Consider the following 14,198-nt stretch of genomic DNA (forward strand, 5'->3'; position numbering starts at 1 on the left):
TGTGGCCACCGTCCGGCTTTGCTTCAAAGGAATGCTTCAATGATTACTTGCTATCTGCGTTACACGATCGACCCATACAAGGTTGCCGAATTCGAGGAGTATGCGCGCCTCTGGATTCCGATCGTCAATCGAATGGGAGGCACGCATCACGGCTATTTCCTGCCGTCCGAGGGCGCGAACAACATTGCCATTGCGCTGTTTTCGTTCCCGAGCCTCGCGGCCTACGAAGACTATCGCACGCGCATGGCAAGCGATCCCGAATGCCAGGCCGCATTCGATCTGGACAAACGAAATCGCAGCATCATCAGCTACGAGCGCAGTTTCATGCGCCCTGTCCTTGGCTGATCGATAGAAATGGAAAGCCCCGCTCTATGGCGGGGCTTTCAGTTTGAAGTCGGGCTCTAGCGGATTGCCTGGTCATTGGCATCGAACCGATGCATGTGGCCCGTGTCCGGCGTCGCATAGACGATCTCATCCGGCTCGTACTTATGCTCCCCGAATAGCCGCGCCGTGATCAGGCCGCACTGCTCGGATTCGAGATAGATGATCGTGTCCGCGCCGAGATGTTCGACGTGGACGACCTTCGCCCGCCATGTTCCCTGCTCGCGCGAAAGGGTGAGATGCTCCGGGCGCACGCCGACAGTCTTTGCGCCCGCATCTCCAACCTTGTCACCCGGAATGAAGTTCATCATCGGCGAACCGATGAAACCCGCAACGAAGGTGTTTGCGGGACGGTTGTACAGCTCCATCGGTGAACCGACCTGCTCGATCGCGCCGGCATTCAGGACCACGATCTTGTCGGCGAGCGTCATCGCCTCGACCTGGTCGTGGGTGACGTAGATCATCGTCGCCTTGAGGCTGCGGTGCAGCCGGGCGATTTCGAGGCGCGTCTGAACACGCAAGGCTGCGTCGAGGTTCGACAACGGTTCGTCGAAAAGGAAGAGCGCCGGCTCGCGCACGATCGCACGGCCAATGGCGACGCGCTGGCGCTGGCCACCAGAAAGCTCCGCCGGGCGCCGCGCGAGATACGGTTCAAGCGACAGCATCGAGGAGGCCTTCTTGACGAGCGTCTCGATCTCGTCCTTCGGCGTGCCGGCCTGCTTGAGGCCAAGGCCCATGTTGTCCTTGACCGTCAGGTGCGGATAGAGCGCGTAGGACTGGAACACCATCGCGATGCCGCGCTTGGCGGGAGGCGTCAGCGTCTCGTCCTTGCCATTGATGAGAACGGCACCCGAGGTGACGTCTTCCAGTCCGGCAATGCTGCGCAACAGGGTTGATTTGCCGCAACCCGAAGGTCCGACAAAAATGACGAACTCGCCGTCCTTGACCTCCAGGTCGATGCCCTTGAGCACCTCATGCGTGCCGTAGGTCTTGCGGATGGATTTGAGTTGAAGCGATCCCACTAGTCGTATTCCTTACAGTTTGACCGGCTCTTGGAGCCTGACGGCCTGGCCGATACGCACGCTTTCGTCGGCGGCGAGGCAGATGCGCAGCGAAGCGACGGCGTCTGCCATGTGGCGGTTGAGGTCGATGTCCTCGCGAATGGCCTTCAGCATGAAAGCCTGCTCGCGGTCGCAGAGTTCCTGATGGCCGGGCTCGCCCTCCATCGTCATGTCCTGGTCCGGTCGGATGAACTTTCCGTCAGGTCCCGTCTCCGCGGTGTGCAGGCGGATAACCGAGGTCTTTGTGTGAGCGTCGATATCGTCAGACTTGGCGTTCGGGTCCATGACGATCGAGACCGATCCCTTCGGCGACATGATGTCTTTCACGAAGAACGCCGTTTCCGAGATCATCGGCCCCCAGCCGGCCTCGTACCAGCCGACGGAACCATCCTCGAACAGCACCTGAAGTTGGCCGTAGTTATACATGTCGGGTGCAATTTCGTCGGAGAGCCGCAATCCCATCCCTCGCACCTCCACCGGCTTGGCATCGGTGATCTGGCACATGACATCGACATAGTGCACGCCGCAATCGACGATCGGCGACGTCGTCTGCATCAGCGATTTGTGCGTCTCCCACGTCGGACCACTGGACTGCTGGTTGAGATTCATACGGAAGACATAAGGGCCACCGAGCTTGCGCGCCTCTTCTATCAATCGCATCCAGGATGGGTGGTGGCGAAGGATGTAGCCGATCACCAGCTTCCGGCCAGCCTTCTTTGCCGCCGCGACGACGCGCTCAGCATCGGCGACAGTTGTCGCCAGCGGCTTTTCGACGAAGACATCGCAACCTGCCTCGAAGGCAGCGACCGCGTAGTCGGCGTGGGTGTCAGAATAGGTGCAGACTGCGCAGAGATCCGGCTTTAACTCGACAAGTGCTGCCAGGAAATCCGAATAGATCTCGTAGCCCCGCAACTCCTCAGGCAGCTTTGGCTTGGAGCGGTTGACCAGCCCGACAATCTCGAAACCGGGATTGTTGTGGTAGGCCAACGCATGGCTGCGTCCCATATTGCCGAGGCCGGCGACGAGAACGCGGATTGACTTGTCGGACGCACTCACTTGACCGCTCCCGAAGTAATGCCGCGGATCAGCTGCCGCGAGAAGATGACGTAGAGAACGAGGATCGGCAGGATCGCCAACGAAAGTGCCGCAAGCACTGCGTTCCAATTGGTCACGAACTGACCGATGAAGATCTGCGATCCGAGGGTGACCGTCTTCGTTGCTTCCGACGGCGCCAGGATCAAGGGGAACCAGAGATCGTTCCAGATCGGGATCATCGTGAAGACGGCAACGGTGGCCATGGCCGGGCGCACCAGCGGCAGCACCAACCGGAAGAAGATCGAATATTCCGACAGCCCATCGATGCGACCGGCATTCTTCAGATCGTCGGAGACGGTCCGCATGAATTCCGACAGGATGAAGATCGCCAGCGGAATACCCTGCGCCGTATAAACGAGGATCAGCGCCGTCAGCGTGTTGACGAGGCCGGCTGCCACCATCCCCTGCAGGATGGCGACCGTGCCGAGGCGGATCGGGATCATGATGCCGATCGCCATGTAAAGACCCGTCAGCGTGTTGCCCTTGAACTTGTATTCGGAGAGAGCGAAGGCGGCCATCGCGCCGAACAACAGCACGAAGAAGATCGAAACGACCGTGACGATGAAGCTGTTCTGGAAATAGGTGGCAAAGTCACCCTGCCCCAGCACGGTCTGGTACCCGACAAGGCTGAATGTGGAGGGCGTCGGCACCTGCATCGGCGAACGGAAGATCGCGTTGCGGTCCTTGAACGAGTTGATGATCGTTAGGAACACCGGGAAGATGGCAACCAGCGTATAGCCGATAAGTGCCAGGTGAACGAGACCGGTGCGGATTGGGGATGTGCGTGCTCTGTTGGACATGACACCCTCCTCAGAACTGGTACCGGCGCATGCGCCGCTGGATGGCAAAGAGATAGAAAGACACGCCGGCGAGGATGATCAGGAACATCACTGTCGCGATCGTCGCCCCCATTGAGCGGTCACCGAGCTGCAGCTGGAAACCGAAGAACGTGCGATAGAGCAGCGTACCAAGGATGTCCGTCGACATATCGGGCCCGGCAAGCGCACCTTGCACTGTATAAACCAGGTCGAAGGCGTTGAAATTTCCGACGAATGTCAAGATCGAGATGATGCCGATCGCCGGCAGGATAAGCGGCAGCTTAATCTTCCAGAATTGTGCCCAGCCGGTGATGCCGTCGCACTCGGCGGCTTCGATCACCTCTTCCGGGATGCTGAGAAGCGCTGCGTAGATCAGCATCATCGGAATGCCGATGTACTGCCAGTTCGAGATCAGCGACACGGCGATCAGCGCCGGTCCGGATTGTCCGAGCCATGGAGCGAAGAGCGACTTCATGCCAACAAGGCTCATCAGCCACGGCGCAACGCCCCAGATCGGCGACAGGATAAGCTTCCAGATGAAGCCGACGATCACGAAGGAAAGCAGTGTCGGCAGGAACATCGCGGTGCGGTAGAACGCCACGAAGCGCAGCCGCGGCGTCGACAGCAGCGCGGCCAGCGCGATGCCGATCGGATTCTGCACGCACATGTGAATGAGGAAGAAGATGAAGTTGTTGACCAGCGCGTTCCAGAAGTCACGGGCCCAGCGGGCATCGCCGAACAGCACCTTGTAATTCGCGAGACCGACGAAGGCAGGCGCGCCATCGACCGTGTTGTAGAACGAAAGCCTCAGCGTTTCGATCAGCGGCAGGATCATGATCGCCGAGTAGACGACGAATGCCGGGAAAAGAAAGACGCCGATGTGCCAGCGCACGGGGCGCTTGATGGGAACGACATCGACAGCGGATAGGGCTTCGCTCATGGCTTTTGCCTGTTCTTCTTGGCGGCGCCTCTGGCGCAGCGCATCTGACACGGCGGGCAGAACGCCCTTTCCTCTAATCGTCTCCCCGTCCGCTCGGGTTTCGAAGGCGGCGGGGAGAGGAAAAGCGGATACGAAATTGGCTTTGAGCCGGCGTGAGGGACGGCTGACGCCGCCCCTCGGCTTTCATTACTTGCCTGGCTTGTACCAGCCGTCGAGGCCCTTCTGGAGCTTGTCGGCGGCTGCCTGCGGCGTGTCGGTGCCGTTGATGACGTTCGCCGACTCAATCCAGGTCTCGTTTTCGAGGTTTGGCGTGCCGCGCCCGAGGATCTGATAGGTCGAACGGATCGTCGACTTGTACGGGCCGCGCCAGGAAACGAATTCCTGAGCCAGCGGATCGCTCATCTTCACCGGGTTGGAGTTCAGGCTGAAGAAGCCCGGCAGCGAGTTCGCGTAGATGTCGGCGAATTCGCCGGACGCAACCCACGACAGGAACTTCTTGGCTTCTTCGGCATGCGTGCTCTTGGCATTCAGCGCGACGCCAATATCCGGATGGTCGGAGATGTAGCCCTGGTCGCCAGCCTTCGGAACCGGCGGCGGGAAGGCGCCCATCTTGAACTGCGCCTGGCTGTTGAACAGCGCGATTTCCCAGGAACCGGCCGGGTAGATCGCCGCACGACCGAGCGTGAAGAGGTTCTGGCTATCCGAATAGGTCTGAGCTTCGAAGCCATCGCCAAGGTACGGCTTCCACTTGGCGAGCTCTTCATACGGCTTGACCCAGTCGGCATCCGTCAGCTTCTGCTTGCCTTCGATCAGCGCCAAACGACCGTCTTCACCCTTCCAGTAGTTTGGGCCGATGTTCTGGTAGCCCATGGTTGCGGCTTCCCAGAGGTCCTTCGTGCCCATGGCGAGCGGGATATAGGTGCCGTCCGCCTTGATCTTCTCCAGAGCTGCGAAGAACTCGTCTTCCGTCTTCGGAACGGAGATGCCGAGCTTGTCGAAGGCGTCCTTGTTGTAGATGAAGCCGTGGATGACCGAAGCCATCGGCACGCAGAAGGTGGATTTGCCGTCATCGGTCGACCAGGCAGCCTTGGCAACCGGCGTGAAATTCTCCATGCCAGACAGGCTCGTGAGATCGGCGAGCTGCTGCTTCTTGAAGAGTTCAAGAGACGTATCGAACGGACGGCAGGTGATGATATCGCCAGCGGAGCCCGCATCGAGCTTGGCATTCAGCGAAGCGTTGTATTCCGTCGGCGCGGTCGGCGAGAAGACGATCTTGATGCCCGGGTTCTTGGCTTCGAACGCCGGGATGATCTTTTCCTGCCAGATCTGCAGGTCGTCGTTACGCCAGCTTTCGACCGTCAGCGTGACGTCGGCGGCATGAGCGAAGCCGACGGATGTCAGCAGGCTCGAAGCCAGCAGGAAGCCTTTCAGTGCAGTGTGTCTCATTTCCCTCTCCTGTTTTGAGCGCCGATAAGGCGCCGTTCTTGACCTGAAACGAGCGACTGCATGCACGAGGTGACACGCAGCGCCCCATTGAGGGCCGTCAACAACTGCCGGCCCGAAAGCTCGATCGGCACGACAGGCAAACACCCGTCGACCAGACAGCGTACCCGAACAAGAAACCGATCCGGCACAGCCATGAAAGGGAAAACTGACGGCAAGAACGGCTTGAGGGCGACAAAGCCGCCACGACCGATTCCGCATTTCATCGAGTGGCCCGGCTTATCTCAGTCCTGCCGGTTTATCGCTGCCCGATGCGCTGTTCCCTTTGAGTTGAATTAAGGCCAAAAAAATACCAATTGTCCAGCCAATTTTAACATCTGAACGACAGAAATGCTGCATTAAAAATTTTATCGTTCAAAATCAATAATATAAAAAGATGAATTTTTGCTACGCTTTGCACTTGGTAAATGGTATTTTTTTGGTATTGTAATAAAAACGAGGGAAACGAGCGGATTTTCGGTGGTTCAATGACAGAACTTGCGATCGGCATTGATGGCGGCGGCTCCAGTTGCCGCGCCGCGGTCACGAATGCGGCGGGGCATATCCTCGGCCGTGGCACAGCCGGTCCGTCGAACATCCTCTCCGACCTCGACAATTCGCTGCTCAACATCGTGGCGTCGGCCAGAAACGCATTGCGCGACGCCGGCCTATCGCCTGAAACCGTTTCCACCGTCGCTGCCGTGGTTGGCGTTGCCGGCGCGAACGTCGGCGATTATGCCGAACGGATCGAGCGCGCCCTGCCCTTTGCCAGACGCCGGGTTGTCACTGACGCAACGACAGCCCTGCAGGGAGCTCTCGGCGATTACGACGGCGTGATCGGCGCATTCGGCACAGGGTCCGTTTACAATGCGCGCCGCAACGGCAAGCTCTACGGCATTGGAGGCTGGGGGTTCGTTGTCGGTGATCAGGCAAGCGGCGCTCGCCTCGGCCGCGACCTCTTGGAGCAGTCCCTGCTTGCGCATGACGGGGTGCGCCCGTCCTCGCCTGTGACCCAGACCGTCATGGCCGAGTATGGCGACAATCCCGAGCGCGTCGTCGAGTTCGCCCATGTATCCCGTCCCAATGACTTTGCCCGCTATGCACCCGTCGTTTTCGAGGCTGCAGCCAAGGGCGACCCGGTTGCGACGGCGATCGTTCGGAACGCAGCAGCCTCGATCGGAGAGAGCCTTGATGCACTGCTCTGGCCGGAATGCGAGGCGATCTGCCTGTTGGGCGGGCTGGCGAACGCCTATCGCCCGTGGCTCGCAGAACGTCACGTTGCTCTGCTGCGCGAGCCGCGCGGCGACGTCCTGCAGGGCGCCATCGATCTCGCTGTGAAGTTTCTGCACGAGGAAGGAGCCGGCGCGGTATGACCGACGATTTTGCAAACCTTCTCTCCCCCGAACGCCTTCAGGCCGGCGGCACCGGCCCGCTTTACGTCAAACTGCGCCGCACGTTGGAAGATGCCATTCGAACAGGCACGCTTGGCCATGGCGACGCTCTGCCACCCGAGCGTGACATCGCGGAATTTGCAACAGTCAGCCGGGTGACTGTGCGCAAGGCAATTGATGAACTGGTTGCCGACGGACTGTTGGTTCGCCGCCATGGCTCCGGCACCTTCGTGACCAAGCCCGTTTCGAAGGTCGAGCAGCGCCTTTCGCAGCTCACGTCCTTTACCGAGGATATGGCCCGTCGGGGCATGACCTCGCGCTCTGAATGGCTGCACAAGGGCATTCATACGCCCTCGCCGGATGAAATGATGATTCTCGGCCTCGCGACGGATGTCAGGGTCTCACGCCTCAGCCGATTGCGCATCGCTGATGACCAGCCGCTGGCTATCGAAAACGCCAGCGTCTCTGGAGAATTCCTGCCCGATCCCTTTGTCGTGACAACGTCGCTTTATGCCGAACTCGAGCGCCGTCAGGTCCGCCCGGTCCGCGCCGTGCAGCGGATTTCCGCTACCAACATGAAGGAAGCCGACGCCCATCTGCTCGGCGTACCCGTCGGCGCTGCAGGGCTGTCGATCGAGCGTATCTCCTATCTCGGCTCGGGGCGAGCGGTTGAATTTACGCGCTCGCTCTATCGCGGCGATGCCTATGATTTTGTCGCCGAACTGACGATCGGCGTGCCGTGATGCCTGGTCGCATTGAAGAGACGGCGAATGGCGTCTATTCCATGTACCATGACAGCTCGCATCACACTCCTCGACAGCATCTCCGATCCCGGAAATCCCGCAAAGCCGAATGACGACAGCTTCGGCTGCAACGAGTCCTGCGCCTTCGTCATCGACGGTGCCACGGGGCTCGGCGACCGCCAATATATGGATGTGGCGGGCAGTGACGCCGCCTGGATCGCCCAGCATTTCGCTCGCGGCTTTGAGGATCAGATCACTCGTGAGTCCAGCATCTCGGAGGTTGCGCGCGGCCTCTCGGTCGCAGCCCGGGCAGCTTTTCTCCGACACAACGAGAACGTGCCGCGTTATGCCTGGCCATTGACAGCATTCGCGATGCTGCATCAGACACGCGATGGCTTCTACTTCATCGGCCTCGGCGACTCCAGCGTCTTCCTGCTACAGGAAGACGGCTCCGCCACCATGCACATGGCAATCCCGGGTGCCTATCAATATGAGCAGAACCAAGCCCGAAAACACATTGCGCGCACAGGCGGCATCACGAAGGAAGGTGGCGCGCTCGGCAATACCGAGACCCTCGCCTCGTTGCGCCAGCACCGCGAACGGCAGAATACGCCGGAGAGCGGGGTCTGGACCCTAGGCCTCGTACCGGAGGCAGCCGACCACCTGATTTCTGAACGGCTGGATGTCGGGCGCAAGGCGCACGCAATTGTCTGCAGCGACGGCCTTTCGGATCTCGCGGTCCTTTACGCAGCCTATGATTCAGCGGGCCTCGTACGCACCGCACGCGACAAGGGCTTGCGGCCAATGCTTGATGAACTCAGGCACTTCGAACGCGAGATCGATCCCGAAGGCCTCCGCTACCCGCGCTACAAGCAGAGTGACGATACCACCGCCCTGCTTGTCGAATTGACGCCTGACGCCTGAGACAACTTTCGATTCAGAATCAGTGCTTTGCGCCGAAAACCTGAATCAATCAATGCAGCCGTTGAATCAAATACTGAAGACGCAGCCAATCAGGCCGCGTCCTCGATCTCCTCGTCGCGCTTGCGCGGCACGTAGTTAAGAACCGGCCCAAGCCAGCGCTCGACCTCCGCAACATTCATGCCCTTGCGGTTCGCGTAATCCTCGACCTGATCCCGCTCCACCTTGGCGACGCCGAAGTAGTAGGAATCGGGGTGGCCGATGTAGATGCCGGAAACGGAAGAGCCCGGCCACATCGCATAGCTCTCGGTGAGCGTCACCCCAGCCGCCTTCTCCGCATCGAGCAGGCCGAACAGCGTCTTCTTTTCGGTATGGTCAGGCTGTGCCGGGTAACCCGGTGCCGGGCGGATACCGGCATATTCCTCGGTGATGAGCTGCTCATTGCTGAGATGCTCGTCCTTGGCGTAGCCCCAGTATTCGCGACGTACCTGTAAGTGCATGCGCTCGGCGAAGGCTTCGGCGAAGCGATCGGCCAGCGCCTTCACGAGGATCGACGAATAGTCGTCGTTGGCGCGTTCGAAGCGTTCCGCGATCGCGACCTCCTCGATACCGGCCGTGACGACGAAGCCGCCGATATAGTCCTGAACGCCGCGTTCGACCGGCGCAACGAAGTCCGACAGCGCGACGTTCGGCCGGCCGTCACGCTTCGACAGCTGCTGGCGCAGCGTGAAGAAGGTTGCAAGCTCGTCCTTGCGGCTCTCGTCCTTGAACAGGCGGATATCGTCGCCAACCGCGTTCGCCGGCCAGAAGCCGATGACGGCACGCGGGTGGAACCACTTCTCGTCGATGATCTGCTTCAGCATCGCCTGCGCATCGGCCCATAGCGCACGAGCGGCCTCGCCCTGCTTCTCATCCTCGAGAATAGCCGGGAACCGACCACGCAACTCCCAGGTCTGGAAGAACGGCGTCCAGTCGATGTACTTGGCGATATCAGCGAGATCGTAGCCGTCGAACACCTTGGTGCCGAGGAAGCTCGGTTTGGTCGGCTTATAGACCGCCCAATCGACCTGTTGCGCATTTTCGCGGGCGCGGGCAAGCGGCAGACGCACTTTCTCGGCCTCGCTGCGCGCATGTGCCGCCGCCACCTTGGCGTATTCGGCGCGGATGTCGGCCACGTAGCCGTCGCGATTGTCAGGCGACAGCAGCGTCGAGACCACACCGACGGCACGGCTCGCATCCGTGACGTAGACAGCCTGACCCTTGTTGTAGCCCGGATGGATCTTGACGGCCGTGTGGACACGGCTCGTCGTCGCGCCACCAATCAGCAACGGCAGGTCCAGACCCTGACGCTCCATCTCGGCGGCGACATGCACCATCTCGTCGAGCGACGGCGTAATCAGGCCCGACAGGCCGATGACGTCAACCTTCTCGGCAACGGCGGTCTCGAGGATCTTCGTCGCCGGCACCATGACGCCGAGGTCGATGATCTCGTAGTTGTTGCAGGCGAGCACGACGCCGACGATGTTCTTGCCGATATCGTGGACGTCGCCCTTGACGGTCGCCATCAGGATCTTGCCGGCAGCCTTGCGGTCGTCGCCGCCGTTCTGGCGCTTCTCCTCTTCCATGTAAGGGAGGAGCACGGCCACAGCCTGCTTCATCACGCGCGCCGACTTGACGACCTGCGGCAGGAACATCTTGCCGGAGCCGAACAGGTCGCCGACCACGTTCATGCCGGCCATCAGCGGGCCTTCGATGACGTGAAGCGGACGCTCGGCCTTCCGGCGCGCCTCTTCGGTATCGGCGTCGATATATTCGGTAATGCCGTTGACCAGCGCATGCTCGAGACGCTTCTCGACCGACCATTCGCGCCAGGAGAGATCCTGCACGCGTCCTTCGCGCGCAGCCCCGCCACGGAATTTCTCGGCCACTTCGAGCAGCCGCTCAGTCGCGTCACTGCGGCGGTTCAGCACCACGTCCTCGCAGGCCTCGCGCAATTCCGCGTCGATCTGGTCATAGACGGCAAGCTGGCCGGCATTGACGATACCCATGTCCATGCCCGCCTGGATGGCGTGGTAGAGGAACACGGCATGCATCGCCTCGCGCACCGGCTCATTGCCGCGGAACGAGAAGGACAGGTTCGACACGCCGCCCGAAATATGCACCAGTGGCATCGTCTTGCGGATCGTTCGGGTCGCCTCGATGAAGTCAACGCCGTAGTTGTTGTGCTCCTCGATGCCGGTCGCGACCGCGAAGACGTTCGGATCGAAGATGATGTCTTCAGGCGGGAAGCCCGCCTTCTCGGTGAGCAGCTTGTAGGCGCGGGCGCAGATCTCGACCTTGCGTTCGTAGCTGTCTGCCTGCCCGGTCTCATCGAAGGCCATGACGACGACAGCCGCACCATAGGCATGCAGCAGCTTCGCCTGCGCCAGGAAGTTCTCTTCGCCTTCCTTGAGCGAGATCGAGTTGACGATCGGCTTGCCCTGCACCCGCTTCAGGCCGGATTCGATGATCGAGAACTTCGAACTGTCGATCATCACAGGCACGCGGGCGATATCCGGCTCGGCGGCGATCAGGTTCAGGAACTCGACCATCGCCTTTTCGGAATCGATCAGGCCCTCGTCCATGTTGATGTCGATGATCTGCGCGCCGTTTTCGACCTGATCGCGCGCCACGTCGAGCGCCGCCGTGTAATCGGCATTGGTGATCAGCTTGCGGAATTTGGCGGAGCCAGTGACGTTGGTGCGCTCACCGACGTTGACGAAAGGAATATCCTTGGTCAGCTCGAACGGCTCGAGGCCCGACAGCGACATGAACGGCCGATGCTCGGGGATCGGGCGCGGCTTGTACTTCGCCACCACCTCGGCGATCGCCTTGATGTGTTCAGGCGTCGAGCCGCAGCAGCCGCCAACGATGTTGACGAGACCCTCGCGGGCGAACTCGTCGATCTGCGCCGCCATCAGCTCCGGCGTCTCGTCATACTGGCCAAACTCGTTCGGCAGGCCGGCATTCGGATAGGCGCAGATGAAGGTGTCAGCAACGCCCGACAGCTCCTGCAGGTGCGGACGCATGGCGTTGGCGCCGAGCGCGCAGTTCAGGCCGATCGTGAACGGGTTGGCGTGACGCACCGAGTTCCAGAAGGCGGTCGGCGTCTGGCCGGAGAGCGTGCGGCCGGAAAGGTCGGTGATCGTGCCCGAGATCATGACCGGCAGGCGAATGCCCTTCGCCTCGAAGCGCTCCTCGCAGGCAAAGATGGCGGCCTTCGCATTCAGCGTGTCAAAGATCGTCTCGATCAGGATAATATCGGCCCCCCCGTCGATCAAGCCGTCGATCTGCTCCGCATAAGCCGCCCGCAGGTCATCGAAGGTGACGGCGCGGAAGCCGGGATTATTGACGTCAGGGGAGATCGAGGCCGTGCGGTTCGTCGGGCCGATTGCGCCGGCGACGAAGCGGCGACGGCCATCCTCGCGCTCGGCGCGGATGCAAGCGCGGCGCACGATCTCGGCGCCTTCCTTGTTCAGCGCATAGACCTCGCCTTCCATCGCGTAGTCAGCCTGCGCGATGCGGGTCGACGAGAAGGTGTTGGTCTCAAGGATGTCAGCGCCGGCCTTGGCGTATTTGTAATGAATCTCTTCGATCGCATCCGGCTGCGACAGGATCAGAAGGTCGTTGTTGCCCTTCTGGTGGCAGGCGCAGCCGATGAAGCGATCGCCGCGGAAATGGTCTTCATCGAAGCCCAGACCCTGGATCTGCGTGCCCATGGCGCCATCAAGAACGAGGATGCGTTCGCTCGCGGCTTTCTTCAGCGCAGCAAACACTTCACTACCGTCGCGCTTTGCCCCTTCGGAACCAAACAGAGTATCAAACACGGGCGGACTCCTTGACGTCGTTACGGACCAGATGGTCCAATCACATAAAGATATCTTTATGTCAATATATCCGTGTCATGTGGCGCCTTTGCGGCGCTTGGCAGATGACAGACTCGGGCGGCCTCTATATAGGCGGTTGCAAAGGCTTTGTGCACGAAATCGGAGGAGTATCATGGCACCTGCAAACGGCGACGCCGCGCTCGGAAACTGGACCACCCGCAGCTACCACCGCAACTGGCTGCTTGCGCAGGCAAACGGGCTCTTCGATTTCTTCCAGCACAATTCCATCAATCCCAAGGGCGGCTTCTTCGATCTCGACGACGCGGGCAAGCCGCTCGATGCCGCCGGCCAGGTCCGTCCGATCCATATCGCGTCGCGCGCAGTCCACTGCTTTGCGATCGGCACCCTGCTCGGTCGCCCGGGCGCCTCGGACGTCGTCGACCACGGGATGCAGTACATCTGGAACCATCACCGCGACACCAGAAACGGCGGCTATTTCTGGTCGCTTGATGACAATGGCCCGGTCGACACCAACAAGCAGGGCTACGGCCACGCCTTCGTGCTGCTTGCGGCCTCTTCCGCCAAGACGATCGGCCATCCGCTGGCCGACGGCATGCTTGCCGACATCACCGAGGTCCTGAACACCAAGTTCTGGGAAGCCAAGCACGGCGCAATTGCCGAGGAGTTCACCGCCGAATGGCAGCCACTCGACGGCGGCAACTACCGCGGCCAGAACTCCAACATGCATCTCACCGAAGCGCTGATGGCCGCCTTCGAGGCGACGGGTGATCGCGATTATCTCGCCAAGGCCGAAAGCATCGCCGACCTCGTCATCCGTCGCGCTGCCGGTTCCGTCGGCTGGCGCGTCGGCGAGCATTTCACCACGGCTTGGAGCCTCGACAAGGACTACTATCATCCAAACGAGATGTTCCGGCCGGCAGGCACAACGCCCGGCCACTGGCTGGAATGGGCACGCCTCCTCCTCCAGCTCTGGGTGCTCGGCGGCAAGAAGCAGGAGTGGATGCCGGATGCGGCCAGGAGCCTTTTCTCGCAGTCGATCGCGCTCGGTTGGGACGACGAAAAGGGTGGCTTCTTCTATACGCTCGACTGGGACGACAAGCCGGCCAAGCGCAACAAGCTGTGGTGGCCGGCCTGCGAAGGCGCCGCTGCCGCGCACTTCCTCAATGATCACCTGCCGAGCGACTACCACGAGGAACACTACCGCAGGATCTGGAACGTGATCGAGCGCTCGTTCATCGACCACAAGAACGGCGGCTGGCATGAGGAATTGACGGAGGATCTCGTTCCCTCGCACAGCCTCTTCCCCGGCAAGGGCGACATCTACCACGCCCTGCAGGCATGCCTGATCCCCCTCTTCCCGGCGACCGGCAGCCTGACCAAGGTCATCGCGGAAGCGGGCGGCAAAATCTGATTTGAGCAAGCGCCACCTCCGTGGCGCTTGACCATTATTTTCGAGCGCAGGCCACGACGCTGGCCCAC

11 protein-coding genes are annotated in these 14,198 nt (G+C 60.9%); 5 read left to right on the forward strand and 6 right to left on the reverse strand.

What is annotated here, in order from left to right:
* Window positions 1–39: 39 nt before the first annotated feature.
* Window positions 40–345 carry an NIPSNAP family protein gene (locus FHT76_RS22075; protein WP_183860966.1) on the forward strand — a complete coding sequence of 102 codons (306 nt, stop codon included), beginning with the start codon at window positions 40–42 and terminating at the stop codon, window positions 343–345.
* A gap of 56 nt (window positions 346–401) precedes the next feature.
* On the opposite strand, the gene FHT76_RS22080 is transcribed toward FHT76_RS22075, so the two are convergent.
* The 5 genes from FHT76_RS22080 to FHT76_RS22100 form a co-directional block, all read right to left on the reverse strand.
* A complete protein-coding gene (locus FHT76_RS22080) occupies window positions 402–1,403 on the reverse strand; it encodes an ABC transporter ATP-binding protein (protein WP_183860968.1) in 1,002 nt (333 codons plus the stop codon).
* Between the two features lie 12 nt (window positions 1,404–1,415).
* On the reverse strand, window positions 1,416–2,498 hold the full coding sequence (locus FHT76_RS22085) for a Gfo/Idh/MocA family protein (RefSeq protein ID WP_183860970.1): 1,083 nt from the start codon (window positions 2,496–2,498) through the stop codon (window positions 1,416–1,418).
* Window positions 2,495–3,337 (reverse strand): carbohydrate ABC transporter permease, encoded by an 843-nt coding sequence (locus tag FHT76_RS22090; protein ID WP_016554567.1) that lies wholly within the window; start codon window positions 3,335–3,337, stop codon window positions 2,495–2,497. Before FHT76_RS22090 ends, FHT76_RS22085 begins: the two co-directional genes overlap by 4 nt.
* 10 nt (window positions 3,338–3,347) lie before the next feature.
* The gene (locus tag FHT76_RS22095; RefSeq protein WP_016554568.1) at window positions 3,348–4,295 is read right to left on the reverse strand and encodes a carbohydrate ABC transporter permease; all 948 of its coding nucleotides are present in this window, start codon (window positions 4,293–4,295) and stop codon (window positions 3,348–3,350) included.
* Between the two features lie 186 nt (window positions 4,296–4,481).
* Entirely contained in the window at window positions 4,482–5,741 is a 1,260-nt protein-coding gene (locus tag FHT76_RS22100; protein WP_016554569.1) for an ABC transporter substrate-binding protein, read from the reverse strand.
* A 524-nt stretch (window positions 5,742–6,265) separates the two neighbouring features.
* Between FHT76_RS22100 and FHT76_RS22105 the strand changes: the two genes are divergently transcribed.
* Genes FHT76_RS22105 through FHT76_RS22115 form a run of 3 tightly spaced genes read left to right on the forward strand, consistent with a single transcriptional unit; the run spans window position 6,266 to window position 8,835 of the window.
* Window positions 6,266–7,150, forward strand: a complete 885-nt coding sequence (locus FHT76_RS22105) for an N-acetylglucosamine kinase (protein WP_183860972.1) — start codon at window positions 6,266–6,268, stop codon at window positions 7,148–7,150.
* Window positions 7,147–7,911: a GntR family transcriptional regulator gene (locus FHT76_RS22110; RefSeq protein ID WP_183860974.1), complete on the forward strand. Its 765-nt coding sequence runs from the start codon at window positions 7,147–7,149 to the stop codon at window positions 7,909–7,911. The genes FHT76_RS22105 and FHT76_RS22110 overlap by 4 nt, the downstream gene beginning before the upstream one ends.
* Before the next feature lie 48 nt (window positions 7,912–7,959).
* Window positions 7,960–8,835, forward strand: a complete 876-nt coding sequence (locus FHT76_RS22115; RefSeq protein WP_183861412.1) for a protein phosphatase 2C domain-containing protein — start codon at window positions 7,960–7,962, stop codon at window positions 8,833–8,835.
* Between the two features lie 89 nt (window positions 8,836–8,924).
* On the opposite strand, the gene metH is transcribed toward FHT76_RS22115, so the two are convergent.
* Window positions 8,925–12,698 carry a methionine synthase gene (gene metH, locus FHT76_RS22120; RefSeq protein WP_259129498.1) on the reverse strand — a complete coding sequence of 1,258 codons (3,774 nt, stop codon included), beginning with the start codon at window positions 12,696–12,698 and terminating at the stop codon, window positions 8,925–8,927.
* A gap of 172 nt (window positions 12,699–12,870) precedes the next feature.
* Here metH and FHT76_RS22125 point away from each other — a divergent pair, with 172 nt between their 5' ends.
* Complete coding sequence (locus tag FHT76_RS22125; RefSeq protein WP_259129496.1) at window positions 12,871–14,130, forward strand: AGE family epimerase/isomerase; 1,260 nt, start codon at window positions 12,871–12,873, stop codon at window positions 14,128–14,130.
* Window positions 14,131–14,198 lie beyond the last annotated feature (68 nt).

This window comes from Rhizobium sp. BK176, from assembly GCF_024808055.1.

Coding starts and splice junctions, on each gene's coding strand:
- FHT76_RS22105 (WP_183860972.1), top strand. CDS start 6,266: ATGACAGAACTTGCGATCGGCATTGATGGCGGCGGCTCCAGTTGCCGC.
- FHT76_RS22095 (WP_016554568.1), bottom strand. CDS start 4,295: ATGAGCGAAGCCCTATCCGCTGTCGATGTCGTTCCCATCAAGCGCCCC.
- FHT76_RS22100 (WP_016554569.1), bottom strand. CDS start 5,741: ATGAGACACACTGCACTGAAAGGCTTCCTGCTGGCTTCGAGCCTGCTG.
- FHT76_RS22110 (WP_183860974.1), top strand. CDS start 7,147: ATGACCGACGATTTTGCAAACCTTCTCTCCCCCGAACGCCTTCAGGCC.
- FHT76_RS22125 (WP_259129496.1), top strand. CDS start 12,871: ATGGCACCTGCAAACGGCGACGCCGCGCTCGGAAACTGGACCACCCGC.
- FHT76_RS22115 (WP_183861412.1), top strand. CDS start 7,960: ATGACAGCTCGCATCACACTCCTCGACAGCATCTCCGATCCCGGAAAT.
- FHT76_RS22075 (WP_183860966.1), top strand. CDS start 40: ATGATTACTTGCTATCTGCGTTACACGATCGACCCATACAAGGTTGCC.
- FHT76_RS22090 (WP_016554567.1), bottom strand. CDS start 3,337: ATGTCCAACAGAGCACGCACATCCCCAATCCGCACCGGTCTCGTTCAC.